Source organism: Stenotrophomonas sp. Br8, from assembly GCF_014763005.1.
Classification (GTDB): Bacteria; Pseudomonadota; Gammaproteobacteria; order Xanthomonadales; family Xanthomonadaceae; genus Stenotrophomonas; species Stenotrophomonas lactitubi.
Map to the genome: position 1 here is coordinate 1 of NZ_JACGTN010000008.1, position 26,925 is coordinate 26,925.

General features: G+C 67.2%; 25 protein-coding genes. 9 read left to right on the forward strand and 16 right to left on the reverse strand.

The features are described 5' to 3' along the window. Positions 1 to 400 precede the first annotated feature (400 nt). A complete protein-coding gene (locus tag H3005_RS08140) occupies positions 401 to 1,054 on the reverse strand; it encodes a response regulator transcription factor (RefSeq protein ID WP_191077890.1) in 654 nt (217 codons plus the stop codon). After that, positions 1,047 to 4,079, reverse strand: a complete 3,033-nt coding sequence (locus tag H3005_RS08145; RefSeq protein ID WP_191077891.1) for a sensor histidine kinase — start codon at positions 4,077 to 4,079, stop codon at positions 1,047 to 1,049. The genes H3005_RS08140 and H3005_RS08145 overlap by 8 nt, the downstream gene beginning before the upstream one ends. Before the next feature lie 96 nt (positions 4,080 to 4,175). Between H3005_RS08145 and H3005_RS08150 the strand changes: the two genes are divergently transcribed. The 7 genes from H3005_RS08150 (at position 4,176) to H3005_RS08180 (ending at position 10,960) form a co-directional block, all read left to right on the forward strand. Next, positions 4,176 to 4,508 (forward strand): hypothetical protein, encoded by a 333-nt coding sequence (locus tag H3005_RS08150; protein ID WP_108266641.1) that lies wholly within the window; start codon positions 4,176 to 4,178, stop codon positions 4,506 to 4,508. 115 nt (positions 4,509 to 4,623) lie between these two features. Next, the gene (locus H3005_RS08155; RefSeq protein WP_223880144.1) at positions 4,624 to 5,004 is read left to right on the forward strand and encodes an AraC family transcriptional regulator; all 381 of its coding nucleotides are present in this window, start codon (positions 4,624 to 4,626) and stop codon (positions 5,002 to 5,004) included. Then, positions 5,001 to 5,663, forward strand: coding sequence for a hydrolase (locus H3005_RS08160; RefSeq protein WP_100552768.1), 663 nt, complete (start codon positions 5,001 to 5,003; stop codon positions 5,661 to 5,663). Before H3005_RS08155 ends, H3005_RS08160 begins: the two co-directional genes overlap by 4 nt. Before the next feature lie 2 nt (positions 5,664 to 5,665). Next, on the forward strand, positions 5,666 to 6,091 hold the full coding sequence (locus H3005_RS08165; protein WP_180167332.1) for a DoxX family membrane protein: 426 nt from the start codon (positions 5,666 to 5,668) through the stop codon (positions 6,089 to 6,091). A 119-nt stretch (positions 6,092 to 6,210) separates the two neighbouring features. After that, a complete protein-coding gene (locus tag H3005_RS08170; protein ID WP_191078056.1) occupies positions 6,211 to 8,058 on the forward strand; it encodes an amidohydrolase in 1,848 nt (615 codons plus the stop codon). Continuing rightward, positions 8,037 to 9,320, forward strand: a complete 1,284-nt coding sequence (locus H3005_RS08175) for an alginate export family protein (protein WP_191077892.1) — start codon at positions 8,037 to 8,039, stop codon at positions 9,318 to 9,320. The genes H3005_RS08170 and H3005_RS08175 overlap by 22 nt, the downstream gene beginning before the upstream one ends. Then, on the forward strand, positions 9,314 to 10,960 hold the full coding sequence (locus H3005_RS08180; RefSeq protein ID WP_191077893.1) for an MFS transporter: 1,647 nt from the start codon (positions 9,314 to 9,316) through the stop codon (positions 10,958 to 10,960). Before H3005_RS08175 ends, H3005_RS08180 begins: the two co-directional genes overlap by 7 nt. 123 nt (positions 10,961 to 11,083) lie before the next feature. Here H3005_RS08180 and H3005_RS08185 read toward each other — a convergent pair whose 3' ends face one another. After that, on the reverse strand, positions 11,084 to 11,908 hold the full coding sequence (locus tag H3005_RS08185) for an alpha/beta hydrolase (protein ID WP_191077894.1): 825 nt from the start codon (positions 11,906 to 11,908) through the stop codon (positions 11,084 to 11,086). A gap of 192 nt (positions 11,909 to 12,100) precedes the next feature. Between H3005_RS08185 and H3005_RS08190 the strand changes: the two genes are divergently transcribed. Further along, entirely contained in the window at positions 12,101 to 12,490 is a 390-nt protein-coding gene (locus H3005_RS08190; RefSeq protein ID WP_191077895.1) for a hypothetical protein, read from the forward strand. A 55-nt stretch (positions 12,491 to 12,545) separates the two neighbouring features. Here the strand turns inward: H3005_RS08190 and H3005_RS08195 are convergent, their stop codons facing one another. From H3005_RS08195 to H3005_RS08255, 13 genes are all read right to left on the reverse strand, one after another. After that, positions 12,546 to 13,250 (reverse strand): DUF2968 domain-containing protein, encoded by a 705-nt coding sequence (locus H3005_RS08195; protein WP_191077896.1) that lies wholly within the window; start codon positions 13,248 to 13,250, stop codon positions 12,546 to 12,548. A gap of 100 nt (positions 13,251 to 13,350) precedes the next feature. After that, complete coding sequence (locus tag H3005_RS08200; protein ID WP_191077897.1) at positions 13,351 to 15,501, reverse strand: TadG family pilus assembly protein; 2,151 nt, start codon at positions 15,499 to 15,501, stop codon at positions 13,351 to 13,353. A gap of 8 nt (positions 15,502 to 15,509) precedes the next feature. Next, entirely contained in the window at positions 15,510 to 15,971 is a 462-nt protein-coding gene (locus H3005_RS08205) for a DUF3613 domain-containing protein (RefSeq protein ID WP_100552759.1), read from the reverse strand. Further along, positions 15,968 to 16,849 (reverse strand): tetratricopeptide repeat protein, encoded by an 882-nt coding sequence (locus tag H3005_RS08210; protein ID WP_191077898.1) that lies wholly within the window; start codon positions 16,847 to 16,849, stop codon positions 15,968 to 15,970. Before H3005_RS08210 ends, H3005_RS08205 begins: the two co-directional genes overlap by 4 nt. Positions 16,850 to 16,854: 5 nt before the next feature. Further along, the gene (locus tag H3005_RS08215) at positions 16,855 to 17,784 is read right to left on the reverse strand and encodes a type II secretion system F family protein (protein WP_100552758.1); all 930 of its coding nucleotides are present in this window, start codon (positions 17,782 to 17,784) and stop codon (positions 16,855 to 16,857) included. A gap of 28 nt (positions 17,785 to 17,812) precedes the next feature. Next, positions 17,813 to 18,757 carry a type II secretion system F family protein gene (locus H3005_RS08220; protein ID WP_191077899.1) on the reverse strand — a complete coding sequence of 315 codons (945 nt, stop codon included), beginning with the start codon at positions 18,755 to 18,757 and terminating at the stop codon, positions 17,813 to 17,815. 2 nt (positions 18,758 to 18,759) lie between these two features. Next, positions 18,760 to 20,109, reverse strand: a complete 1,350-nt coding sequence (locus H3005_RS08225) for a CpaF family protein (RefSeq protein ID WP_089235920.1) — start codon at positions 20,107 to 20,109, stop codon at positions 18,760 to 18,762. After that, positions 20,094 to 21,350 (reverse strand): fimbrial protein, encoded by a 1,257-nt coding sequence (locus H3005_RS08230; protein ID WP_191077900.1) that lies wholly within the window; start codon positions 21,348 to 21,350, stop codon positions 20,094 to 20,096. The genes H3005_RS08225 and H3005_RS08230 overlap by 16 nt, the downstream gene beginning before the upstream one ends. A 28-nt stretch (positions 21,351 to 21,378) precedes the next feature. After that, the gene (locus H3005_RS08235) at positions 21,379 to 22,737 is read right to left on the reverse strand and encodes a type II and III secretion system protein family protein (RefSeq protein WP_191077901.1); all 1,359 of its coding nucleotides are present in this window, start codon (positions 22,735 to 22,737) and stop codon (positions 21,379 to 21,381) included. Between the two features lie 18 nt (positions 22,738 to 22,755). Beyond that, a complete protein-coding gene (gene cpaB, locus H3005_RS08240; protein WP_191077902.1) occupies positions 22,756 to 23,805 on the reverse strand; it encodes a Flp pilus assembly protein CpaB in 1,050 nt (349 codons plus the stop codon). 24 nt (positions 23,806 to 23,829) lie between these two features. Further along, positions 23,830 to 24,303, reverse strand: coding sequence for a TadE/TadG family type IV pilus assembly protein (locus H3005_RS08245; RefSeq protein ID WP_089235916.1), 474 nt, complete (start codon positions 24,301 to 24,303; stop codon positions 23,830 to 23,832). Beyond that, positions 24,300 to 24,845 carry a prepilin peptidase gene (locus H3005_RS08250; RefSeq protein ID WP_191077903.1) on the reverse strand — a complete coding sequence of 182 codons (546 nt, stop codon included), beginning with the start codon at positions 24,843 to 24,845 and terminating at the stop codon, positions 24,300 to 24,302. Before H3005_RS08250 ends, H3005_RS08245 begins: the two co-directional genes overlap by 4 nt. A 100-nt stretch (positions 24,846 to 24,945) precedes the next feature. Then, positions 24,946 to 25,128, reverse strand: a complete 183-nt coding sequence (locus H3005_RS08255; RefSeq protein WP_025878547.1) for a Flp family type IVb pilin — start codon at positions 25,126 to 25,128, stop codon at positions 24,946 to 24,948. A 691-nt stretch (positions 25,129 to 25,819) separates the two neighbouring features. Here H3005_RS08255 and H3005_RS08260 point away from each other — a divergent pair. After that, on the forward strand, positions 25,820 to 26,800 hold the full coding sequence (locus H3005_RS08260; RefSeq protein ID WP_100552753.1) for a helix-turn-helix domain-containing protein: 981 nt from the start codon (positions 25,820 to 25,822) through the stop codon (positions 26,798 to 26,800). Positions 26,801 to 26,925 lie beyond the last annotated feature (125 nt).

Genomic DNA, 26,925 nt, shown 5'->3' on the forward strand with positions numbered 1-26,925 from the left:
GCGGACACCCCGCAATCCGACACCGCCCCACCTTCGACAGTTTTCTGGTGTCTGATGGACCCATCCCGTGCTGGATGAATCTCCATCGAAATCTAATATTTCGACAATTGAACGAAGAGCATCCACGCATGGCGTGGATCTACGTGTCGACCAAGGTCGACACCTACCAAGAGCAGGTCATGTCATCCAGGCAGATCGCGGAGATCTGTCGAAGGCGGGGTGGGTCCGGTTGCGGGGGTGTCCGCGGCATGGATGCCGCGGCCAAGCCCCCAAGGACGGGTTTACGGCGTCCCCCGCAACCGGACCCACCCCGCCATCCCCCAGGTAGCCCGCTTTTGACGTTGACGTTGACCTTGACGTTGATTCGGCGGGTGCCGGGCGCAGCCCGGCCGAACCCCCTTCACTCCTGACCGGTGTCATCCAGGCTGATGATTCCGCGGCGCAGCGCCTGGGTGACCGCGTGGGTGCGGTCGCCGACGCCCAGCTTGTCCATCAGGCTCTTCATGTGCGCCTTCACCGTCTGCTCGGAAATCTGCATGCGTTCGCCGATGCGCTTGTTCGACAGGCCGCCCGCCACGTGGCGCAGTACTTCGGTTTCGCGCGGCGACAGCCGGTCTTCCACGACATGCGCGGCGATGCTGGCCGCCACCTCTGCCGGTATCGGTGCGCGGCGGCCGCTGGCCACCGTGCGGATGGTGTCCACCAGTTCGTGGCGCAGCGTGTCCTTCAGCAGATAGGCGCTGGCCCCAGCCTGCAATGCACGCACCGCACGCACATCACCGCGGTAGGTCGTCAGCACGATGATGCGGGCGCGGGGATCAAGCGCGCGGATCCGCACGATCGCTTCCACGCCGTCCATGCGTGGCATCTGCAGGTCCATCAGCACCACATCCGGTTGCAGTTGCTGGTAGCGGGCCAGCGCCTCTTCGCCATCGGCCGCTTCGCCGAGCAGGCGCAGGTCCGTGTGCGTGCTCAGCAATGCCGCCAGGCCATCGCGCAGCAGGGGATGGTCATCAACCACCAGTACGCCGATGGGAGGAAGGGATTCAGTCATGGGTGGGTCTGCTCCAGGGCCAGCGCCAGCGCGATGGACGGCGGTGATACAGGCGACGGGCCGGCACGGACAGCGCCACTTCGGTGCCCAGTCCCGGACGGGTCCACAGCTGCAGTTCCGCGCCAAGCCGCTGTGCGCGCTCGCGCATGCCCTGCATGCCCCAGTGACCGCGGCCGGCATCCTCGTCGGCAATGCCGACACCATCATCGCGTACGTGCAGCAGGAAGCAGCGCGTGCCGTAGGACAGCTCCACTTCGATGGCACTGGCCTGCGCATGCCGCAACGCGTTGCGGATGGCCTCGCGTCCGATCAGGAACACTTCTTCGGCGGCATCGGTCTGCAGGGGCGGGGGGCTGCCTTCCACGGTCAGGCGCAGCGGGTTGGTGCCTTGGCCGGCGTATTCGGCGTGCACATCGGCCAGCGCCGAGGCGAGGTCGCGACCGGCGAACGGTCCGTCACGCAGTGCGTTGACCCGTTCCCGGCCTTCGGCAAGATTCTGCTCGGCCAACTGCATCGCCGCCTCCAGCTGGGTGCGCACCGGTTCAGGCGTCTGCGCGGACTGGCTGATGGCGTGCAGCCGCAGGATGAGCCCTTGGCTGCCCTGCAGCAGGGTGTCGTGCAGGTCGCGTGCGATGCGTTCGCGTTCGCCATTGCGCTCCTGCAGGCGGGCGCGGAACAGCATCGCGAGCTGACCGCTGCGGATGCGGATGGCCAACATCAGCACGGCCAGCACCAGCACCACGCACAACAGCTTGAACCAGACGCTCTGCAGGAACGTGGGTGCGATCCGGAAGTTGCGGATCGCTGGCGCGCGGCTCCAGATGCCGTCCTCGTTGGCGGCTTCCACCTCGAAGCGGTAATGACCCGGTGCCAGATTGGTGTAGTACGCGCGCGTGCTGCCACCGGCGTCCTGCCAGCCGTCGTCCACGCCGGACAGGCGGTAGCGGTAGCGGTTGCGCTCGGGCCGCGCAAGCGACAGTGCGACATAGTCGATCTGCAACTGGGAGGTTCCGGCCGGCAGGCGCAAGCCCTCCTGCAACGGCGTCTGGGTGGTGCCATACATCACGTCGCCGATGCGCACCCCGGGCGCCATGCTGTTGATGTGCGGCTGCAGGGTATCCAGCCACGCCAGGCCCTGGTTGGTGGCCAGCCACAGCAGGCCGTCGGCGGCCAGTACGGCGGTCGGGATGGGGCCGCTTTGCAGAGCAATGCCGGGCATGCCATCGACGGCATCGAACAGGCGCGGAGCAACCGGCTGGCCGTCGCGCAGTGCGCTGCGCAGGGTAGCGACTTCAAGCCGCACCAGGCCGCGGCTGCCGTTGAGCCAGAGCCGCTCCTGCGCATCGGCGACCATGCCGGTAATGCCCTCGAGGATGCCGGTGGTGTTGGTGCGCACGGGCAGGAAGTGGCCGTTGCCGAGGCGCGCGGCGAGGCCCGCCTCACCGGCAACCAGCAGTAGGTCGTCATGCTGCAGCAGCGCGGTTATCGGGCCGACCGACAGCCCCTGTGCCGCGCCGAACGTGGTGATCGATGCGGCATCCAGGCGGCGCAGCGTGCCGTCGGAATAACCAAGCAGCAGCGCGCCGTTGCTGGCAAGCGCCAGCGACGAGCAGGCCTGCTCGGGCAGCCGCGTCTCGCGTCGCCAGCGGTCATCCGCGTACTGCAGCACCGCCTGCTCGCCGGCGCAGACCCAGGCCTGGTCATCATCGGCAAACAGCAGGGCATGCAGGGGCTGGCCGGTGAACGGTGCGGGCAGTGGAATGCGCGTGGTGTGGCCGCCCACCGTGCGCGCGAGGTTGATCCAGTCGAACTGCCAGACCGGCGTGGGCGCCCGCTGCGCGGCGGCCTGCAACTGCACCGCGCTACCGGCCAGCAGCGGGCGCTGCAGGTCGAACAGCTTGAGGTCTTCGCCATAGCCGTACACGCGGCCATCGCTGCCGCGTACCAGCGAGCGGTAAGGATCGCTGGGGCCGACGGCCAGCGTCTGCACGCTGCGGGCGCGGAAGCGGTTGAGGCCGAGGTTGGTGCCGACCCAGAGGTTGCCTTCGCGGTCAGCGATGACCGGCACCGCCGAGGTCGCGGTGAGGCCCTGCGGTGTGTCGAAGCGCTCGATGCGCACGGCCTGCTGGCCATCGAAGGTGACGCGGGCGACGCCACCGTGCGGGCTCATCGTGGCCCAGAGTGCGCCATCGGCGGTGAACTGCAGCCGCGCGGCTACCAGGTCCGGCATGCGCCGCGCTTCGCGCTCGCTGGGGGGCAGCAGCCCCTGCGCGTTGGCCAGTGGTGAAGTGCCGCGGATGCGGTCGGCCAGCCAGATCTCGCCCTGCGGGCTTTCCACCAGGGTTGCCATCTGCGAGACGGCGATGCCGGTGTTTTCAAATGCGGTCTTTCCCGCCGCGCGCTTCCAGATGTGCAGGTCGGCCAGCACCCAGAAGGTGCCGTGGCTGTCCTGCAGCAGCCATTGCACACGACGTCGTGGCACGCCTTCATCGGCGGCTGGAGCCTGCCAGCGTTGCCCGTCGAACCAGCGCAGGCCACCGTTGACTGCCGCCCACAGGCGTCCATTGCGGTCATGCGCGAAGCGCGGCACCACGCCCACCGGCACGCCCTGTGCGCGCCCGAAACTGCGCAGCCGCTGCGGCGAGAACTGGCTGATGCCGGCCTGGAAATAGCCGATCCACAGGTCGTCGCCCTCGCCGTCCAGGCCGAGCGTGACCATGTTGGTGGAGGGGAAGCGGGCGCCCGCAGGTGCCGCCTGGCGCTCGAAACGGCGACCGTCGAAGCGGTACAGGCCCGAGCCGGTCGCCAGCCACAGCATGCCCTCACGATCCTGGGCGATGTCCCAGATATCGCCGGGCGCCCCTTGGCCCACCCGCCACGCGGTGTGCTGGTAGCCGGGCATGCCGTCGCTGATCACCGGATGCTGCGCGGCGAGCACGGGCAGGGCGATCCACAACAGCAGGCACGACAGCAGCGCCGGCAGGCGACGCGGGAGAGGGATGATGTGGCCACGCATGGCGCTCATTCTGGCAGGTGCGGGGCAGGCGCAGGTGACCCGAATGGGGTAGGCGTGATGCAGCCGGGTCGGCTATCACGCCGACATGGAAGATGGAGCCCGGCGATGCAGCGCTTGTATGTGATGTTTCCCGATCGCGGTCCGGGCCTGGGATTGTTGTGGCTGAGAGTGTGCGTGGCCAGCGCGCTGTTGCTGCCAGGCACTGCTGCAGGTGGGTCGTGGTGGCTGTGCCTGGCGGCAACGGGCTTGCTGTTGCCCGGCCTGCTGACGCCGCTGGCGGTTGCGCTGGCGGTGCCGGGACTCTATTGGCAGGGCGCGGCGTTGCCATGGTCGCTGTTGCCGTTGGCACTGTTGCTTCTGGGGCCGGGCGCCTATTCGCTCGACGCGCGCCTGTTCGGCCGGCGACGGTTGCGACGGCCGCCTCCCCCGATCGGGTGAGTGTTGACCTCGACCGTTGGGGGTAGGGCGCCGATGGCTGGCGCCGCACCATGGGCCACCCCCGCTGCGGCGCCCGAGCATGGTTACCGTCCTTTCGCCCGCCCAGCCCATGCCCATGCTGGCGCCCCAGCAGTCGGCCGCCCTGCAGCGTGCGCTGCGCTACATCGATGAGCACCTGTCGCAGCCGCTGCGGGTCACCGAGCTGGCCGAGGTCGCCTGCGTCAGCCGTTTCCATCTGGTGCGCCTGTTCCGCAGTGGCACCGGTGCCAGCCCGCTTCGCTATGTACGTCGACGGCGCATTGAACGTGCGCGGCAGCTGCTGGCGACCCACCGGCAGTCGATGACCTGCCTGGCCCAGCATCTCGGTTTTTTCGACCAGAGCCATTTCGTCCGCAGCTTCCGCGCCGAGACCGGCTGCAGCCCCGGCCAGTATCTGGCCGGCGATGCGGCGCTCGCACTTCCCCTTGTTGTTTCCTCCACTGGAGTCCACCCATGAACCTCGCCACCGCCACCGCCACCCCCGCCAAAGCACTGCTGTCACCCACCGACCACGCCCTGATCCTGATCGACTACCAGTCGCAGATGGCATTCGCCACCCACACCATCGACATCTCCGCGCTGCGCAACAACGTGTCGTTGATCAGCAAGGGCGCGAAGGGCTTCAACGTGCCGGTGCTGCTGACCACGGTGGCCGAGAAGTCATTCTCCGGCCCGATGTTCCCGGAGCTGCCGGTGATCTTCCCGGGGCAGGCGGTGTTCGATCGCACGTCGATGAATACCTGGGAAGACCAGCCGGTGATCGATGAGGTGAACCGCATCGGCAAGCGTCGGCTGGTGCTGGCCGGACTGTGGACCAGCGTCTGCATCGTCGGCCCGACGCTGTCGGCGCTGGAGCAGGGGTTCGAGGTCTATGTGATCACCGATGCCTGCGGCGATGTGAGCGAAGAGGCGCATGAACGCGCGATCACCCGCATGGTGCAGGCCGGTGCAGTGCCGATCACCAGCGTGCAGTACCTGCTGGAACTGCAGCGCGACTGGGCGCGCGGTGAGACCTACGACCTGACCACCGGCATCGCTCGCGACCATGCGGGCGGCTATGGCGTCGGCATCCAGTACGCCAAGACCATGTTCGGCGCGCAGGAAGGCGGGCGCTGAGCGTGCGCGACGGCCATGGCCTCGACCTGGCCTTGCTGATCCTGCGGGTGGCGGCGGGAGGATTCCTGCTGCCGCACGCGCTGGGGAAACTGTTCGGCTGGTTCAACGGGCCTGGCCTGGCGGGCTTTGCCGGCGAACTGCGTGGCTTCGGTCTGCCTGCGGCGGCTCCTCTGCCACTGCTTCTTGCGCTGCTGCAGGTGGTGGCCGGCACCGCAGTGATGCTGGGCTGGCAGGCCCGGATCGCCGCGCTCGTGGCTGCCGCGTTCATCGCCTTCACCGCACTGCTGGCGCTGCCCAAAGGGTGGTTTTGGATGCGCGGCGGTGCCGAGTATCCGTTGTTGTGGACGCTGGCATTGCTGGCCATCGCCCTGGCCGGGCCCGGCGCGTGGGCGGTGGATGGGCTGGTTCTTTCTGGAGACATCGCATGAGCAACGACCCTCTCGATCCTGGCCGCCGCAACGTGGTATTGGCCACCGGTGCCGCGCTGGCGCTGGGCTTGGCTGGTGGCACCGCCGCAGCCATCGAATCCCCTTCCAAGGAACGTCGCATGAGCACGCTGGTCATCCGCAACGCACGCATCACCACCCTCGACCCGCAGCAACCGCATGCGCAGGCATTGGCCGTGCAGGAGGGGCGCATCGTCGCCGTCGGCAGCGATGAACAGATCATGCGCGACTGGGGCAGCGAAGCTACCCTCATCGATGCACAGGGACGGCGCCTGGTGCCGGGTCTCAATGACAGCCATACGCACCTGATTCGCGGCGGCTTGAACTACAACCTGGAGCTGCGCTGGGACGGCCTGCGCTCGCTGGCCGATGCGATGGCCATGCTGAAGGCGCAGGTTGACCGCACGCCCGCACCGCAGTGGGTGCGCGTGGTAGGGGGATTCACCGCCACCCAGTTCACCGAGAAGCGCCTGCCGACCCTGCAGGAACTGAACGACATCGCCCCGGATACGCCGGTGTTCCTGCTGCACCTGTATGACCGCGCGTTGCTCAACCGCGCCGCGCTGCGTGCCTGCGGCTATACCAGGGAAACACCCGATCCGCCCGGCGGGCAGATCGTGCGCGATTCGCTGGGCAACCCGACCGGCCTGCTGCTGGCCAAGCCGAACGCGCTGATCCTGTATGCGACCCTGGCCAAGGGGCCGAAACTGCCGATCGAATACCAGGCCAATTCCACCCGCCATTTCATGCGCGAGTTGAACCGCCTGGGCATCACCTCGGTGATCGACGCCGGCGGTGGCTTCCAGAACTACCCCGAGGACTACCAGGTCATCGAGCAGCTGCACCGCGACCAGCAGCTGACCGTGCGCATCGCCTACAACCTGTTCACCCAGAACAAGGGCAGCGAGGTCAGCGATTTCCGCGGCTGGAGCGAGATGCTGCAGCCGCGCCAGGGCGACGACCTGCTGCGCCACAACGGTGCCGGCGAGATGCTGGTGTTCTCGGCAGCCGATTTCGAACTGTTCAACGAGCCGCGCCCGGAACTGCCGCCGGAGCTGGAGCCGGAACTGCACGACGTGGTGAAGCTGCTGGTGGAGAAGCGTTGGCCGTTCCGCATCCACGCGACCTACGACGAGAGCATCAGCCGCATCCTCGATGTCTACGAACAGGTCAACCGCGAGGTGCCGTTCGATGGCCTGCACTGGTTCATCGACCACGCCGAGACCATCACCCCGCGCAACATCGAGCGTATCCGCGCCCTGAACGGCGGCATCGCCGTGCAGCACCGCATGGCCTACCAGGGCGAGGCGTTCGTGCAGCGCTATGGCGTGCAGGCGGCGCGGCACACGCCACCGGTGAAGCGGATGCTGGCCGAGGGCGTGCCGGTCGGCGCCGGTACCGACGCCACCCGCGTGGCCAGCTACAACCCCTGGGTGGCACTGTCGTGGCTGGTGACCGGGCGCACCGTCGGTGGTCTGGCCCTGTACGGTGATGAAAACCTGCTGGAACGTGAGCAGGCTTTGCGCTTGTGGACGCAGGGCAGTGCCTGGTTCTCCGGCGACGAAGCAGTGAAGGGCACGCTGAAGACGGGCCAGCTGGCCGACTTCATTCTATTGTCGGCGGACTTCTTCCGTGTCGATGAGCAGCAGATTGCCGACATCACCAGCCTGCTGACTGTGGTGGGGGGCCGCATCGTGCATGGCGACGGCGACTACGCCGGGTTGGCGCCGCAGCTGCCTCCAGCAATGCCGGACTGGTCGCCGGTGAACCGGTTCGGTGGCTACCACGTCGGCGGCGCCGCCACTGGCCTGGCGTCGGCCCATCATCACCATCACGGCGCCGCCTGCAGCACACATGGTGCGCACGGCCATGCGGCCCGCCATGCCGCGCCAACCGATGACCTGACCGCGTTCTGGGGCGCGATGGGATGTTCGTGCTTCGCGTTCTGACCCTGGCATCACTGGCATTGCCATCGTTGGCACTGGCCTGCGACGGTGGCGCCTGTACCGCGGTTGGCGATGGCCAGTTGCGGTGGGATGCATCGCTGCGCCTGCGTGGCATGTACTACGACCCGACCCGGTTCGGCGTTGGTGGCGGCGAGGATGGCTATGGCCTGCTGCGTGCGCTGGCATCAGCCACATTCGCCCGCGATGACTGGCAGGCGAAGCTGCAGCTGGGTGCACATGCCGAGCGCGGCAAGGCCGGTGGCCCAGGTCGAACCGATCGCGGTGCGTTGGACGTACAGCAGGTGTACTGGCGCTGGGCTGGCGCTGGCATGCACGTGCAGCTGGGCCGGCAGGAAGCGGGCTATGGCAGCTCGCGCCTGCTGTCGGTGCGCGATGGCCCGAACATCCGCTTGGCGTTTGATGGTGCACGGGTAGGTTGGCAGGGCCGGCGGGGCGCGCTGGACCTGATGGCGCTGCGCCCAGTGGAGAACCGCGCGGGCGCGTTCGATGACCGCGGTGAGCGCGGTGCACACCTGATCGGCGTGTATGCGACGACGGCGAAGGGCGCAGGCAGTAGTCAGTGGGATCTCTATCTGCTGGACTATCGCCGCGAGGGCGCGCGCTTCGCCGCAGGCAGCGGTACCGAGCGGCGGCAGACCCTGGGCGCGCGCTGGTTCGGCCAGTCCGGTGCGCTGGACTGGAACACCGAGCTGGTGGTGCAGGGCGGTGAGCTGCGGGCCGTGACCGGCGATCTCGACGTCCGCGCGTGGACCCTGGCCACCGATACCGGCTGGCGCTGGGCCCGGCTGCCGCTGCAACCGCGCCTGGGCCTGAAGGCCGATATCGCCAGCGGCGATGCAGATCCGCGAGATGGCCGGCTCGGCACGTTCAATGCACTGTTTCCCAAATCCGCCTATTTCAGCGAAGCCAGCCTGTTGGCACCGGCCAACCTGATGGATCTTCAACCGACACTGGCGCTGCGCCTGCATGACGCGGTGACCACCGAACTGGGTGTACAGCTGGCCTGGAAGCAGCGGCGCGCCGATGCGGTCTACACCACGCCGGCACCGTTGGCTGCGCTGCCCGGCAGTACCGGTGGCGCACGCCGCATCGGCACCCAGTACAAATCCGAAACCCGCTGGCAGGTCAATGACCGCTGGCAATGGCAGCTGCAGCTGGCCTGGGTCGATGCGGGCCCTGCACTGAAGCAGGCCGGTGGCCAGGACACGCTGTTCGCCTCAATCGTTGGAGCATGGCAATGGTGAACGCATCCGCGTCACAACACTCCCCACAGGCCGATGGCGCCTGGTCGCCGCTGAAGATCCACATGTTCCGTTCGATCTGGCTGGCGATCCTGGCCAGCAACATCGGTACCTGGGTCAACGACGTCGCCGCCGCCTGGGTGATGGCCGAACGCACCGGTTCGGCGTTGATGGTGGCACTGGTGCAGTCGGCCACCACCGTGCCGATCGTGCTGCTGGCGCTGGCGGCCGGCACCCTGGCCGACATTGTCGATCGCCGCAAGTACCTGCTGTTCACCCAGGGCTGGATGCTGCTGGTGGCGGCGGTGACGGCGATGCTTACGGCGATGGACCTGCTGACGCCACAACTGCTGGTGCTGCTGACCTTCTGCATGGGCTGCGGCGCGGCGATGGCGATGCCGGCACAGGCCGCGATCGTCTCCGAGCTGGTGCCGCAGCCGATGCTGGCCTCGGCAGTGGCACTCAATTCCATCGGCATCAACATCGCCCGTTCGATCGGTCCAGCCATCGGCGGCGTGATCGTGGCCCAGCTGGGTGCGGTATGGGCCTTCGGGTTCAATGCCATCACCTTTGCGGCAATGCTGTTCGTGGTGTGGGGCTGGAAGCGCGATCCGAAGGCGTCCAGCCTGCCTCCCGAAGGGTTCGGTGCTGGCCTGAAGGCAGGTCTGCGCTATGCCAGCCGTGCCGGGCGGCTGCAGGCAGTACTGATCAAATCGGCTGGTTTCTTCTTCTTTGCCGCAGCGATGAACGCGATGCTGCCGGTGGTGGTGCGCGGACAGATGCACGGTGGGGCAGGACAGTATGGCGTGCTGCTGGGCTGCATCGGCATCGGTGCGGTGGGCGGCGCACTGCTGCTGCCGAAGCTGCGGGCGAAGCTCGACCGTGACCTGCTGGTGCTGCTGGCCACCTTGTCGCTGGCTGCAAGCCTGGCCGGCCTGGCGCTGACCCGCAGTTGGTACGTGTTGCCGCTGGTGATGCTGGTCAATGGCTTTGCCTGGATCACCGTGCTGTCTTCGTTGCAGATCGCAGCACAGACGGCGGTGCCGGCCTGGGTGAGAGCACGGGCGCTTGCGCTGTACATCATGGTGTTCTCGGCCGGCATGGCGGCCGGTGGCCTGAGCTGGGGCGCGCTGGCGCAGCGCACATCGCCGGAGCTGGCATTGCTGGTGGCCGCAGCAGGCGCGGTCATCGGCGGCCTGCTGGTATGGCGCGTGCGCATAGCCGGTGCCGAAGATCTGAACCTGAGCCCGGCCGGCCACTGGCCAGCGCCGGAGCTGTCGGTACCGGTGTCGAATGATCGTGGGCCGGTGCTGGTGACCATCGAATATCGCATCGATGCCGCCGATCGTGCCGCGTTCCAGGCGCAGATGCGCACGCTGGGGACGATCCGTCGACGTGATGGCGCCGTGGTCTGGGGCGTGGTCGAGGATGTGGCGACCCCAGGCATCCATCTGGAATACTTCGTGGCGGCGTCGTGGTTGGAGCACCTGCGCCAGCACGAGCGCATCACCGCCGACGACAAGGCGATCCAGGAGGCGCTGCGCGCGCTGCACCGCGGTGAGCGTGCCCCGGTAGTGCGTCATTTCGTCGGCGGCCATGATCCGCTGCCGGCGGCGGCGCCACATCACCACAGCGACATCTGACGGCCCCGTGGTAGAGCCGGCCGCTGGCCGGCTGAACGCGGTTTCGAGCGGCGTTGATGCGGTTGCCCGCCAGCGGCCGGCACTACCGCAGGAGCGGCGGCGCCGGAGCGCCGCCGCGATACCTCATCTGCGTGCGAACGCCAGCAGGTCGGCGTTGAACTGATCTGCATGGGTAAGGGTGAGGCCGTGCGGCGCACCCGCATACACCTTCAGTTCGGCGTCCTTGATGATCTGCGAAGACAGCTTGGCCGAGGCGTCGAACGGCACGATCTGGTCGTCATCGCCGTGCACCACCAGCGCCGGCACGTCGATCTTCTTCAGATCTTCGGTGTAGTCCACTTCCGAGAACTCGTGGATGCAGTCGTACTGGCCCTTCACGCCGCCCAGCATGCCCTGCAGCCAGAACGAATCACGCATGCCTTCGGTGACGCTGTTGCCATCACGGTTGGCGCCGAAGAACGGCGTGGCCAGGTCCTTGAAGAACTGCGAACGGTCGCCACCGGTGCCCTTGCGGATGCCGTCGAAGACCTCCAGTGGGGTGCCGGCCGGATTGCTGGCGGTCTTCAGCATCAACGGCGGCACCGCGCCGACCAGCACCACCTTGGCCACGCGCGTGCTGCCGTGGCGGCCGATGTAGTGGGCCACTTCGCCACCGCCGGTGGAATGGCCGACCAGGATCGCGTCCTTAACGTCCAGCGCATCCAGAACGGCAGCGAGGTCGTCGGCGTAGGTGTCCATGTTGTTGCCGTCCCAGGTCTGGCTGGAGCGGCCATGGCTGCGACGATCGTGGGCGATCACCCTGTAGCCGTTCTGGCCCATGAACAGCATCTGCGGGTCCCAGGCGTCGGACGACAGCGGCCAGCCATGGGCGAATACGACAGGCTGGCCGGTGCCCCAGTCCTTGTAGAAGATGCGGGCGCCATCATTGACGGTCACGAAATTGCTCATTGCTGGTTCCTTGGCGGAAGGGAGGGAAGACGCCTGCGGGTTCGCCGGCGCCTGCGGCAGTACAGCGCACGATGTGCCGTGTGCATTGCACGGCTGTGGCGGATTGACGGGTTCGTTGCGCTGACGCGACTCGCTCTGGCGGCAGGCCCGTACTGCTGGCAACCATGGCCATCGGACGCGCGAGGGCCAGTCATGAAGATGCCGAGATGGGGTGTGTTGCCTGGACTGCTGTTGGCGGCTGTCGCGGCGGCGCAGACCAACGTCTACAAATGCACCGATGGCGAGCATCCGGTCTACCAGCAGACGCCTTGCCAGGGGCGGGCGGAGTGGCGCTGGGAGGTGCCCAGTGCCGAGTCGAAGGCGCGCGGGCCGTTACCTTCGGCCGTACCGCCTGCCCGCAGCGCAACCACGCGGACGCCACGGCGCGGGCGCGCGCAGGGCGCGCTGATATCGATCACGGCCGACCCACGCGGCTGCGAGCAAGCGCGCCAGCAGCAGGTGAAGACGCTGGCCAAGCCACGCAGGCTCGACTACCTGCAGCGCAGGCAGCTGGATGACGCGGTACGCGAGGCCTGTCGTTGAGCACAACGAAAAACGGCACCCGAAGGTGCCGTTCTGGTCTGCAGCCGGGTAAGCCTCAGCGGCCGTCGCTGGCGGCGGCCGGCGACGCTGCTGCATCCGGCTTGGGCAGGCTCAGCTCCGGGTTGCCCTGTTCGGCCTGCAGGATCTGGATCCGGCGCTGCAGCGCATCGAGCTGGCTGTTGGTGCTCTGCACGTCGGTGCTCAGGCTGACCGCTTGCTGCTGGGCCTGCTGCAGCGCTGCGCTGACCTGCGCCGACTGCGCCTGCTGCTGTTCCATTTCCTGCTGCAGGGTGCGCAGGCGTTCTTCGTTGTAGGCCACCAGGCGCTCGGTGTAGCGCTTGCCGGCTTCCAGCCGGGTGGTGTCGATGTAGACCTGCGCCAGCTGTTCGGACTGCTGCGCGAAGGTGCGGTAGACACGCTCGGCGTTGTCGACGGCATCGGTCTTGATCACCCGCCAGAAGTTCTTCTCCTGGAACAGGGCCACGTAGTAGGTCAGGGTATTGGCGTTGAACAGCAGGCTGGCGCCGTAGTTGCCGTTGTAGGTGGTACGCAGCTCGGTGAGCTGCTGCGCATCCATCAACTGCTTGAGTTCGTCGACGGTGTTGCGTACCACCGGTGCGGCCTTGGCCGGCTCGACGGTGGCAGTGCGATCGCCACGTGCGGCCAGCGCCGACGGCGCCACCACGATCATGGCCACGGCCAGCAGTGCTGCGCCGCGCGGATACCGGGCGAAGACGGTGCCCCCTGAAGTTTCTCGCATGTCTAGACCATCCACGGATGTAGTGTGGGTTGAGTTGAAAGTGGTTCCCCGCCGCGAGTCTAGCATGGGCACGGGCGCCGCCAACCCGCGCCCGCGCGGGTCAGAAGACCAGCTGCGCCGAGCTGCACTGGATCGACTGCATGCTGACATCGGTGCGGCCCAGTTCCAGCCCGAGCAGGCTGGCCAGGGTATTGGTCAGCAGGGTGCCGACGCTGTTGAGCACCGGCTTGAGTGCCGCCAGCACCGGATTCAGCAGCGCGCACAGCAGGCCGCTGCAGGTCACGTTGTTGCCCGGGGTGGTCACGCCGCCGCCGTTCTGGCCGTCGAGGAATCCTGCCGGGGCGGTCTGGATATAGGACGCCAGGTTGGTGCGAACGCAACCGTTGTAGTCGATCAGGTTGCCCAGCAGGCTGTCGCAGCGGTTGATCAGCAGGCCGCCAACCAGCGAGCCAAGCAGGCCGTCGAGCAACCCAAGGCCCTGGCCGGTCACGGTGGTGCGGTAGCCCGTCCACACCGAGCCATCTTCCCAGCAGGTGGTCAGGCCAAGCAGGCACGGCTTGGGTACACCTTTGGGGACTGTCCAGTTGCCCAACGGTGCGAGGTTGCGTGACGGATCGCCATCGCGCAGCAACGGAATCACCTGGTCCACGTTGTAGCGCCCGCCGCTGGGGAAGGCGGCCTGCAGATAACGGTCGGCCAATGCCTTGGCGGTGTCATTGGCGTTCATGCCCTGCTTGGGCGAACTGAGCATGCCTGACAGCACGCGCAGCAGTTCGTTGACCAGATCGGACACGGCGGTGCCGACGGCCAACGGGTTGATCCGGGTCGAGCCGGTCTGGCCGGCCGCCAGGGTCAGGCTCTGCGTGCTGGTCAGCGCCGGCAGGGTGATCTTGTCGTTGATCAAGGGCTGCCCCAGCAGCTTCAACAGCTGCTCGTTCTGCAGGGTCGCGTCACAGACGTTGCTTTTGGAGAAACGATCGGCTGCGTTGACCTTGCCGACGCAGGCGCGCAGCACCGAGGAATCGACCTGGACGGTGGCCGTCGGTGGCGTCGCCCCGCACTGGATGCTGGTCAATGTTCCCATCGCATTGGCCACATCCACGTGCAGTGGCAGATGCAGGCGGGTGCCGAGCAGGTTCAACAGCGGACCGATCGCGAACAGGCGGTCGCTGTCGACGTCCACCATCAGCCGCACCTGCGCGTTGTACGCACGTGCGCCGACACCTCCGATGGCGATCGACGGCGGCTCCACCACGCCGGCCTTGATGTCGATGCCCAGCAGGTTCAAGCCCTGCACCTGCACGCCATTGCCATCGTTGGCGATGGAGATCGCGGCGGTGACAAGATCCAGCACATTGACCCGTGATTCCAGCGCGCTGCCGATGGTGCCGTCCGGTGAGATCACCTGCGCGAACAGGCCGCCGCCGCCGTTCTGGCTGCCCAGCAGAATATTGAGCTGGTTGATGTCCAGGCGGGTGCCGACCAGGTTGGACAGCGCCTGCAGCTGTACGCCGACGGCGGTCTCGCGGCCGACTACCGTGGCGGTGGCATTGACCAGCTGCGCCAGCGAGATGCGATTGATCGACAGCAGCCGGTTGAAGTCGGCCACGCTGAGGTCAGCGGTGACCGGGATGCCCAGTGCAGCCAGCAGCCCCGACGGGGTAATGGTGGCCTGCGCCAAGCCGTCGTAGGACAAGACCGTCGCGTTGGTGACGTCCAGGCCGACCAGGCGAAGGGTCGCCATCAAGGGGGAGTTGCCATTGGTGCGCAGCAGCTGCGAACCCACCGCGAACACCGCGGTGGGTTCCGAGCGCTTGGCCACGGCCTGCACGCGCAGGGTGGGCAACGTGCGGTTCTGGCCGAAGAACGGCAGCACGCCGCGTTCGGCAACGACGCGCACCGCGTTGCGCGGATTGCTGGCGTCCACGCTCGGGCTGAAGTGGTCTGCCGTTGCGCGGCTGGCATTCCAGTTGCCGCACTGGATCTGCACCTGGCCGCGGAAGCGGTTCTGCGAGAGTGCGCTCTGCCGGGCCGCACTGTTGTCGGCATTGCTGGCGTTGCACAGGTCGAGCCGTTGTGCGCCTGCCAACGCGGCCAGATCGACCACCTTCTGTGCATCGCGCTTGGCCCAGAACAGGAAGCCGATCTCGATCAGGCCGAGCATTGCCAGCAGCGCGATCATCACCAGCATCATGGTGACCGACATACCGCCGCGCGGGCGACTGAAGCTGATGTGGCGTGCTCGGTTCATGGCAGACCTCAGCGTCCGGATCGGGAGGATCCTGCGGACTTGGCGACGTCGGTTTCGAAGAATTGCGGGATGTCGTACTGGAAGCTCTTCAGGTAACGCGCGTAGCTGGATGTGGCCTGGTCGCCGAGGATCGGCAGGCGGGCGCCGGCTACCTCGCCGGAGGCCTGCAGGCGGAACAGGCTGCGGGTGGTGTCGCCGATCTGCGAGGTGTTGGGCCGCAACTGCGTGCCGCCGAAATCGGGTGCAGCTGCAGCTGCAGGGGCTGGCGGAGGCGGTGGAGCCTGTTCCTGCGATACGTCCACGGTGGCCAACGGCTCGCTGTGCAGAGGCGCGGCGGTCGGCGCGGGCGCAGCGCCGCCCAGCATCTGCCCGGTCAACGGTTGCTGCGGCGTCTGCGCCTGCACAACCGCAGCGAAAGACAAGCCGGCAAGCATCGGCAACAGGCAGCGGATCAGCGGCGTCGAGGTCATGGCGTGTTCCCGTTGGGATGGTCGGTGGTGCCGAAGCGTTCCAGCATCGAGGGTGGCAGTCGTGACGGGTCGCGTTGGTCCCGGCCATCGCGGCGGGGTTCGGCGGCCAGGCGCGGGCCTGCGGCGGGTGCGCTGGCGGTTACCGAAGCGACCGGTCGCGTCGCTGCCGCCGCAGCAGTGGCGGCTGCCTGCCGTTGCTGCAGCCGCGTACGGATCTGCAATGCCTGCTGCTCGACGCTGCGGCGCGTTTCCTCGCTGAAGCTGGCCTGCTGGGCCAGTCGTTCGACGGTGGCCGTGTCGCCACGCAGCAGCGCCCACAAGGCCAGGTTGGCGGTGGCTTTGGCGTTGCCCGGCGACAGTTCCAGCGCCTTGGCCAGCGGCTCGCGCGCCTGTTCGAAGCGACCGGCGCGCAGCCGTGCATAGCCGAGGTCGCCCAGGTAATCGGTGTTCAGGGGATTCAGCTGGGTGGCACGTGCGAGTGCCTGCTCGCCGCCGTCGTCATCATCACGGAGGGCGGCGATCAGGCCGATGCCATGCGCGGCGGCCGCGGCCTGTGGGCCGTTGCCGAGTTCGCGGTACAACGCCAGCGCCGCATCGATCTGGCCGGTCTGGCGCAGCGCATCAGCCTGCAGCAGGCGCAGTGCCGGGGTATCGCCGTAGCGCTGACGGAAGGCATCCACGTGCGCCAGCGAGGCGTACCAGGCGCCCTGCAGCTGCATGCGCTGGATCAGTTCCAGATAGGCGTTGCGACTGTCCTGCGGGGCCGGCGTCGGCTCGGCCAGGCTCGGCGCGCGCAGGTATTTCGGCGTGCTGGAGCTGCAGCCGGCAGCGGCGGCAACCAGGGCAAGCAACAGGCAGGCGGGGCGCAGGACAGGCATGAAGGTCATCCCATTTTCGACAAGGTAGTGGCCAGCGCGACCAGCGCCGGTCCGGCCAGCACCAGCATCAGTGCCGGCAGCAGCGTCAGCATCATCACCACGGTCATCTTCACCGAGAGCTTGCCGACCTTTTCCTTCAACGCGTTGCGGCGCTGCTCGCGCAGGCGGATGCTGAACTGGCGCAGCGGTTCCTGCACGGCACCGCCATGCGCGTGCACCTGCAGGATCAACTGCACGAGGCTGGACAGGTCGTCGTCGCCGTATACATCGCTCAGCCGCCGCAGGGACTGCGCGCGCGTGCGTCCGTGGGTGTAGGAGACATTTGCTTCCTGGATTTCCCCGCCCAGTACCGGCAGTGCGTCGCGCAGCTTGTCACCCAGTGTCTGCAGGCTCTGATCCATGCTGAAGCCCACGCCCTGCAGCAGCCGCAGCAGGTCGATCAACAGCGGTAGTTCATTGTTCACGGCACGCCGCCGCCGCTTGACCCACGCACTGAGCGCGAACTTCGGCAGCAGCAGGCCGGCGGCCAGCGCGCCGATCACCACCATTATCCTGGACAGTCCCGTGGCATCGCTGATCGCCAACGCAATACCCAGCACCAGCACCGCCAGCAGCAGGCGCAGGCCCAGGTAGATGGCGGTGCCGCGGCGGGTGTTCCAGCCAGCCAGGTCCAGCAGCAGGCGATCTTCACCGGCCAGCAGGGCCGTTTCCAGGCGGCCGCCGCTCAGTCCGCGACCGAACTGCTCCAGCCAGCCGAGTGAATCCTTGCGCGCATCGGTACCGGCCTCATCGCTTTCGCGTGGACGCAGCGCCGTTTTCAATGTTGCCGCGCTGCGGTCCTCGCGATGGCCGCGTACCCAGCTGCCAAGCCCCAGCAGGGCCACACCGGCAGCCAGCACCAGCAGGGCGGCCACGAACCAGATGCTGGCGCTCATTGGATGCCTCCTGTGTGGACGGGGATGTTCATAGCGATTTGGCCAGGCGGTACAGCAGGAAGGCGCCGGTCAGTTCCATGCACAGGGCGATCAACAGGATCTTGTGGCCCAGCGGATCGTGCAGCACCGGCTGGAAGAACTCGGGGCTGGAGATCGCCATCAACACCGCGCTGGCCGGTGGCAGCAGGCCCAGTACCCAGGCCGACATGCGGGTTTCAGACGTGGTCGCGGCCAGCTCCTGCTGGGCCTGTTCCAGGTCACGCATGAAGTCGCCCATGCGCTGCAGGATCTGGTCGGCACGGCCACCGATGCGCACGCTCACGCCCATCACCACCGCCAGTACCTTCAGCACGTCCATGCGGTAGGGCTGTGCAGCGAGGTTGAGCGCGCGGTCCAGGTCCATGCCGCCACGGGCATAGCGCACGGTGGTGTCGAGCAGGCCACGCAGTGGTGCGTTGGTCTGCATCGAGGCGACCTGGAAGGCGGCCTGCAGGCTGTTGCCGAGTGCGGTCAGGCGTACCAGGTTGTCGAGGAAGTCCGGAAGCTGGTGCAGCAGCTGCGCCTGCAGCTTGCCGGTGCGGCGAATCAGCCACAGCCAGCAGCCCAGCAGGTACAGCAGCAGGGTGAGCGGGAACATCCAGGCAGTACCCAGGCGCAGCACCGCGAATGCGGACAGGGCGATGCCCGGCAGCAGCATCAGCAGTGGCAGCTTCCAGCCCGGCGTCAGGCCGGCACGTTGCAGCTGTCCGTCCCAGGGCAGGGTACGGCGACCCGGCGCAGGCAGCGGTGCCTGCCGTGCCGCGTCGTTGGCGGTGCTGGCGCCAGGGCCGGTGCCGCGCGCCAGCTGCTGCTCGGCATGCTGCAGGGACGCCTGGCGCTGTTCGCGGGTGCTGGCGGTGCCCCACAACCACACGGCCAGCGCCAGCAGCACCGACACGATGCTCAGCACACCCAGCAGCAGGCCGGTACTCATGCTCAGAAGTCTCCGTAGAGGGATTCGCGCAGCAACTGCCGGAACGGCTCCAGCTTGTGCGAATGCGGTTGGAAGCCGAGGCCGATCCAACGGTCGGTTTCCTTGCCGCTGCCATCGATCTGCACTTCGTGGCGGAACATCTCCTGGGTGGTGATCAGGTTGTCGCTGACACCGGTGATTTCGGTGATCGACACCAGCACGCGGCGGCCGCTGCCCAGGCGCGAGATCTGCACGATGAAGTCGATGGCACTGGCGATCTGACGCCGCAGGCTGTCCTCGCTGCCCTGGAAGCCGGCGAAACCGGCCAGCATCTCGATGCGGTACAGGCAGTCGCGCGGCGAGTTGGCGTGGATGGTGGCCATCGATCCGTCATGGCCGGTGTTCATTGCCTGCAGCATCTCCAGCACCTCGGCGCCACGCACCTCGCCTACCACGATGCGGTCGGGGCGCATGCGCAGGCTGTTGCGCACCAGGTCGCGGATGCTGACCGCGCCCTGGCCCTCGGCGCCACCGATGCGGCTTTCCAGGCGCACCACATGCGGGTGGTTGAGCGAGAGCTCTGCGGTGTCTTCCACGGTGATGACGCGTTCGTTGGCCGGCACATAGCTGGCCAGCGCATTGAGCAGCGAGGTCTTGCCCGAGCTGGTGCCGCCGGAGACCAGGATGTTGCAGCGGCCCAGCACCATCGCCTTCAGCAGCGCCTGCATCGGTGCATCGAAGGTGCCCTTGGCCAGCAGCTCGTCGGGGGTGAAGGGGTCCTTGCGGAACTTGCGGATGGACACCATCGGCCCGTCCACCGCCAACGGCGAGATGATCGCGTTGAGGCGACCGCCATTGGGCAGGCGCGCATCGACCATCGGATTGGAATCATCCAGGCGGCGGCCGAGCGGGGCGATGATGCGGCGCAGGATGCGCAGCAGGTGCGTGTCGTCGGTGAAGCGCTGTGGCGCGCGTTTGAGCTGCCCGCCCTGGGACACATGCACATCCTTGAAGCCATTGATCAGGATGTCTTCGATGGTGGGGTCATGCAGCAGGTCATCGAGCGGGCCGAACCCGGTCAGCTCCTTGACCAGGCCTTCGGCCACCACCTGCATTTCTTCTTCGTTGATGGGGATGCGCCATTCCTGGATGAAACTGACCGTCTGCACCTCCACCCAGCGGGCGATGGTGTCAGGGGCCCAGGAATCGATGTCGATGCGCTCGTCTTCGATGCTGTTGAGCAGGTGCTCGTGCGCGGCCGACAGCACCTTCTGGTACTGCTCGGTCTGTGCGAACGGCAGGCTGCCCGGTGCATGTTCCGGCACCGAGTTGCGGGCGACAACGTGCGGGAACGGGGTCACTTTGTCTTCCATTGCGATCCACCCAGGGCAAGGGCAAGTCTTTCCCGCAGGCCATGCGCCTGGACCGGGCAGGCAGCCGGATCCAGGCGTTGCACCAGCGGGGCGAGGGCACGCAGGTACGGGTCGCGCGGCGCATCCTGCAGCAGCAGATGACCATGGCTGGCAGCCGTGCGTACCCGTGGCCGCTCGGGCAGGGTGGCCAGCAGCGGCAGCTCGAAGCGGCGCGCGATCTGTTCGGGGCTCATGCCACTGTTGTCGTCGTGGCGGTTGATCAGCAGCTGCAGCCGCTTCTCGCGATCGCGCTGGCCGGAAAGGTGCTTCAGGGCGTGGTCCAGCGACACCAGCGTGGCGATCGATGCATCGGCCACCAGCCAGATTTCATCAGCCTGGTCCAGCAGCAGCGGTGGCAACTGCCGTAGCGGACAGCCGCCGGCATCGCACAGCACGCTGGCGAACACGCTGCGCAGGCGCTGCAGCAGCGCGCCAGGGTCGGACGGCGGCAGCGCGTCGCTGCCACTGGCGCGATCAAGCAGGACCAGGCCGCTGGGATGCCGGGCCATCGCGGTGCGCGCCAGGGTGGCATCGATGCGGCTGGCATTGCGCAGCGCATCTTCGTAGTGGAAGCGGCTGTCCAGGTTGAGGTACAGGGCGAGGTCGCCGGCCGGCTGCGCCAGCTCCATCAGCAGCCCGTCCTGCACCGCTGCATCGCCCTGGGCCAGGGTATGGGTCTGTTGTGCGAGCACCGACAGATGTGCAGCCAGGGTGCTGGTGCCGACGCCGGCGCGCACGCCCAGCAGCACGATCAGCCGCGCCTTGTGCGCCTGCTGTGCGCTTGCGGCGGGCCGCGGTGACAGGGCGCGACGCAGGGCGGCCTCGATGCCGGTGTTGTCACTGTCCAGGTCCAGCACATCGCGCAGGCCGGCGCGCAGTGCCATCACCACACCTTCAACCTGACCGGCGCTGGTGGCGCCCACCGCCACCAGGGTCAAGTCGGGCTGGGTCTGCTGCAGCTGCTGGGCAAGCACCGTCGATGCCGACGCATGCTCCGGGCGGAAGTCGAGCAGAACCAGGTTCTGCGGGCCACGCTGCAGGTCCTGTGCCGAGGTCGGCTCGCCGCTGTCCTGCCAATGCAATGCCGTGGCCGGCGGCAGCTTGGCAGCCAGGCGCGGCAGCAGTTCACGGTCGATCCCGTACAGGACCAGATTCATCGGTGGTCCTTGCGGGTGCAGCGGCAGGGCAGTGGCGTAGGGCATGGGCGTGGTACCGGGGACGTCATGTGGGTCAGCGCGAGAAACCGGGCACCGGGTCGCGGCTGATCGGGCCAAGCAGCCACGCGCCCCATTCGGGCATGTTCGGCTTGGCCTCGCGATCGCCGGGCAGCGGCAGTTCGGTATTGCGGGCAATCGGCTGTACCAACCGCGGCGTGACGATGATCACCAGTTCCTTGTCCTGGCGCTTGTAGTCGAAGTTGCGGAAGAACGTACCGATGATCGGCAGGTCACCGAGCAGGGGAATCTTGTTGACCGTCGACGCCACGGTGGAACTGACCAGGCCGCCGATGACGAAGCTCTCGCCATCGCCAAGCTCGACAGTGGTATCTGCGCGGCGGGTGGTGATCGAAGGGATCTGCACGCCGTTCAGCGCGATCGAATTGGTGTAGTCCAGGTCGCTGGCTTCCGGCGCGACCTTCAACGCAATGCGGTTCGGTGAGAGCACGGTGGGGGTGACGGTCAGGCCGATGCCGAACGGCTTGTAGGTGACCGTGGTCGTGCCGAGCCCCTGCGGCTCCAGGATCGGCAGTTCGCCACCGGCCAGGAAGCTGGCGCTCTGCCCGGACAACGCAACGAGGGTCGGCTCGGCCAGCACGCGCGCCATGCCGTTGGCCTGCAGCAGGTCGACGTCCGCGTTCCACAGGCCCTTGGTCGAACCAAACACCAGCCGGAACGCCGAGGAGATCGGCGATTCGCTTTCGTTGCTGGACTCGCCTTCCTTCATGCCCGGGAGGATGCCGGTGTTGCCTGGCAGCTGCCCACCCGGTCGGGCGAATCCATAGGCGAAGCCGCCGTTGCGGTTCTGGAAGTTGATGCCGATCTGCTTCAGCGCCGTCTTGTTGAATTCGACCACCTTGACCTCGACCTGCACCACGCCGCCGCTGCTGATGGTGGAGGCGTCGGCCAGGGTGCCGTCCTTGCCCAGCGCCATCACTGCGGTCTTCTGCTCCTGCATGTGCGCCAGCACGCTGTCGCTGCTTCCCTGCAGGAGCCCTTGATGGTCCTGTTGGGTGAACACCAGCCCGCTGGAACCGGTATCGGCAGCGCCTTGCACGGCACTCTGCACGCGCACCTGCACACGCTGCGGTTCGCTCTGCTTGCGGTGCCACAGCAGCAGGGTGGTGGTGCCCGGTGCTTTGCCGACCAGCAGTGCCTGGCGCGCGCCGCGCAGCATCACGATGTCAGCCACGCCGGGGTCGGCGATGGCAACCCGTTCCAGGTCGGCCGGCAGCGTCCATGGCCGTTGTTCGCGGGTCTGCAGCAGCAGATCGTCGGCAGCCACGCTCGCACCCGGTGCCAGCAGCACCAGCAGCAGGGCCAGCCAGCGCTGGCGGACAGTGGGGCGTAGGCAGTAGCGACGTTCAGTCATGTGTGCTCTCGGCATGGGTCAAAGGGAGCCACGGGGGGCGGCGGTGTCGCCGCGGATGATTTCGATGCCCGCCGGTCGCGGTGTCGAGCGACGCTGCACCGGTGCGCGCGTCGGCGTTTCGTGGGCGTTGCGCTGCACGCTGCTGCTGCGGCCAGCCAGTGCGTCGCCATCCAGGCCGGCATAGGCGTTGTTCTCCGGTCGCTGCAAAGCCTGCTGCTGTTCGTTGTCCAGGCCAAGCACCGGGTCCAGCACGCCGCGCGCCTGCGGGAACAGCGCCAGGTCCGGCAGACCGGTATCGGCGGGATTGCGCAGGGCGAGGAACAGCTTGCCCTGCTGCGCGCCGAGCAGCAGGCGGTTGGCGTCGGCCACCGGTACCGCCAGCACCGCGGTGCGTGCCGGCTGCGTGGCATCGCTGCCGCTTCCGTTGCTGTGAGTGCTGCTGGAACCATTGGTGATATCGGCCGCGCGTGAGTCGTTGTGCGCCGTGGCCGGTGCCTCGCCCTGGCTGCTCGTGTGCGCTGCCGCGATGTCCTGCTGGCCGTAGCTGAGCACGCGCAGGCGTGACAGCAGCAACCGCGTCTGTGCGATGTCCTGCTGGCCGTTGTAGCTGGTAGCGGCGCTGCGCAGGTTGAGGAACACGTCGACGAAATCGCCGGGCAGGATGCGGTTGCCTGCCGCGACCAGCTCATCGACCGGCACCGCCAGTGCCCGTTCACCCGGCCGCAGCTGCAGCGAGAAGCCCTGCGCGAGCAGGCTGGCGCCAATCGCGCTGCCCTCGCTGATGTCCTGTACCGGCACCTTGCCGACCACCGCTGCCAGGTCGGCCACCGCCCCCGGCACTTCTGCGGTGCGTTGTGTCAGCCGCACGCCATTGGCGCTGATCGGCTCGCCGGCGGGTAGCCGCGCGGTGGCTTCAACGACACTGAAGGTCTGCGCATCGGCCTTTACGATCGTGCTCGGATTGTCCGCCGAGGCCGCCGGCTTGCGGCCGATCACGAAGGCGACCACGGCGAGCAGCACCGCGAGTGCAATCAGGGCGATGGCGGCGATGCGGGTCAACTTGAGCATGAAGAACGTCTCCTGTACCGATCGTCAGTTGCTGCCAAGGTCCAGCTGGGCGACCGCGACGCTGCGAATGGGGGCGCCCATCACCCAGCCATAGAGCGTGGCGGTGCCGGGCAGGAAGGGGTGGGCGTTATAGTCGTAGCTCACGGTCACGGTCATGCATTGCACCGTCGCCAGGCCGGCGCAGGGCGCCTGCGGCGAGACCACGATGGCACCGGCGCCGCCAGCGCTGCAGTCGGGGTTCTGCCTGGAAAACTGCAACAGCCATTGCATGGAGCGGCGGGCCGCCAGGCAGGCTGCGGTGCGCCGCTCGCCGGCGCTGCCATAGCGCAGCGAAGCGCGCGCGCCCTCGGCCGAGGCCGTGGCCAGGGTCTGCTGCGCGGCCATGATCAGCACGCCGGAAAAGGTGAACAGCAACAGCGGCACCAGGCCGAGAAGCAGCATCAGTGCGAATTCGATGCTGGCCACGCCGCGTTGGCGGCGACGTGCGAACGCTTTCATGCCACGCCTCCATAAGTGGTTGCCAATACCCAGCCAATCGCAGCGAAGGCCAGATAGGCCGCGTAAGGAATGCCCTGGCGCCCCGCGCGCGCAGCGTGCAGTTCGCGCAGTGCAGGGTGCCCATTCCAGTGCGTGCTGGCGCGATTTACCTGCATCTGCAGGCGCAGCGGCAGGTGACCGGCCAACTGCCGTCCGACGATCACCAGCATGGCGTGGGCGCCTGCGGCCAGGCTGGCAAGCACCCATACCGGCAGCAATGCCTTCCAGCCCAGCAGCAGGCCGAGCACGGCGAAGAACTTCACATCGCCGGCGCCCATCCAGCGCACCGCGTAGAACGGCAGCAGAGCCAGCAGGCCAAGTGCCGCGCCCAGCAGGTGTGGCGCCCAGGTCGTGCGCGTTGCATTGAACTGTTCGGCGATGATCAGTGGCACGGCGATCGCGCACGCGGCCAGCAGCCAGGTGTTGGGCACGCGGCGGGCGTACAGATCGCTGATCGCGATCCGCAGGCACACTCCCATGGCCAGCAATCCCAGCAGTGTCATCGCACACCCTCTTCGTCCGTCATTGGACAGTTGCAGACCCCTTCATCGGCCACCGCGGTCGCCATCGAAGCGACCGCAGGTGCTGCACCCCGCGCGACGGCTAGGTGGTGGTGGCGTCGGTGGCGATGGCCTGCAGGCGGGTGAACAACGTGGTGAAGAATGCGGTGATCTGGGTTCTGCCCACCACGATCAGGATGCCGGCGATCACGGCGGCCAGCAGCCCGTATTCGAGCGCGGTCACGCCATCTTCTTCTTTCAGGAACTTGCGGATCGATGCGTTCATGACGGTTGTCTCCCTCTACCTGTCAGTTGCTGCAGGAAACCTGCATGGGCGGTGGCCCGGCTCCGCCGGGACCGTCCGTAGGCCTCTGCCATCCTGGCGGAGGAGGCACGGCGGGCAATCCCGCTGTGCTCAAGCAGGGTGATCATTCCCAGGCAGGGCAGCGGCCGCGCAACCGCGACCGCACGGCACCAGGCCGGTGGTCGAAACGGTATGTCGTACGTGCATGGTCATGCTGTCCCCCTGGGTGTGGCCGCTATCTGCGTGCCCGATCACCGTGTATTCGACTTTGCCTGAATGGCGGTTCCCTGCAACCGGAACCTATATGCAAATTCGGCAGATTCGTTGAATTCCTGAATATTCCGATCACGATCTGTGACGTAAATCCGTTCCTGCGCAAAACGATTCATGCTCGTGCAGATAATGTGAGGTCGATCTGCGCGCATGCGAAAACCATGCCAATCGCAAACACAATTTCTTCACGCAGCCGATAATCCGTCAGCCTTGAAACATCCTGTTTACGGCCGCGGATTATCGGGCATACTCGCATTCAAGGTTTTGCATTTTCATGGATGGACGCGCGTTCTACGCAGCGACCATCACGGCAACGGACGATGCTCTTGGAAACGGCGTGCGCCCTGTCAGGCAGTGGGGGCGGGGTCGTGCAGCAGACCAAACGGGGGACGACACTGTCATGGTCGATGGTGGGGTGGAAGACAACGACGACGGCGATCTCAGGTCGATCGACCTGGCCACGCTGAGCGGCGTGCTCCGCGTGTGCGATGTGGAGCTGTTGCTGCTTGATGGCAATGGTCCGCGCGCGGCATTCGCTTCGCGCGTTCACGAGGAAGCCCTGTTCTGCAGCATCACCTGCGGCTTCCATTGTCGCGGCCGATTCATGCTGCCCCCCGACTGGGCGATGCTCGGTTACCTGCACACCACCGACGATGCACTGAGCTGGTGCCATGGCGTGCCGCTGACGCCGGGAATGGCTTTGGCCGTGATGCCCGAAGGCATCAGTGAGTTCACGCTCAGCCCCGGCACGCAGATGACGCTGATGCTGGTGCCGGTCGCGCGCGTGCAGCGCAAGCTGACCGAATTGAGCCTGCGCAGCACGCCACCGGCGGGGCAGGCACTTTCGTTGTTCAACCTCGGCGATGATGCAATGCCTCTGGTACGCCATTACCAGCAGCTGCATGCACAGCTGGGGCAGGGCGGTGCGCTGCAGCCGGAAGAAACCGAGCGCCTGCTGCATGAGCATATCCAGGCGCTGCTCGGTGCAGGCCCAGCCGACCGGCCCAGCTGCAGTCGCGCCCGCCGCACGCATTACCTGATCGCGCAGCGGGCGGAGAACTTCATGCGCCTCAACCTGCGGCGCAATATCTACATGAATGAAATCTGCGACGCCGCCGGCGTCAGCGAACGCGGCCTGCGCTATGCGTTCGAGGATCTGTTCGGCACCTCGCCGAATCGCTACCTGTCGATGCTGCGGCTGTGCGCGGCCTGCCGCAGCCTGTCGATGGCCGATTCCAACCGGCGCTCGGTCAAGGCCATCGCGCTCAGTTGCGGGCTGTGGGACCTGTCGCGCTTTGCCGACAACTACCGCAAGGTATTTGGCGAACTGCCACGCGACACCCTGATGCGCGCGCCCGCACAGCTAGGCCAACCCGCCTGAAGGCATCGGCCGGGCTGCCGCCCGGCACCCGCCAAATCCTAAAGCCAACGCCTAAAGCCAAAGCAACAGCCGGCTCTGGGTCTTCTGTGGGCTGGCGGGGCGGTGTGGGCTTGCAGGACACGCCG